This window comes from Vreelandella aquamarina (assembly GCF_020075495.1).
Classification (GTDB): Bacteria; Pseudomonadota; Gammaproteobacteria; order Pseudomonadales; family Halomonadaceae; genus Vreelandella; species Vreelandella aquamarina_A.
Window position 1 is genome coordinate 1 of record NZ_JABYQT010000071.1, and the last position, 208, is coordinate 208.

Here is a 208-nt window from a genome sequence, read left to right on the forward strand (position 1 = left end):
AGGCGCTGTCACCCACGGTGGCGTCGCCACGTGCGGTCAGGCCGTCTTCGTCCGTTACCGTGACATTGACCGCCGGCAGGTTGCCGCCGCCGTTGACGTGGGCCGCACCTGCGTCGGTCAGAGTGACCGTGCCGGTGATCGCGTCGATGGCGTAGTAGCCGTCGGCGTTGCTGCCCTCGGTCAGGCTGTAGCGCAGCGCCGCGTTGTC

1 protein-coding gene is annotated in these 208 nt (G+C 69.2%); it reads right to left on the reverse strand.

The features are described 5' to 3' along the window. The coding region (locus HW452_RS17510) for a hypothetical protein (protein ID WP_224107362.1) at window positions 1-208 on the reverse strand (208 nt) is incomplete at both ends.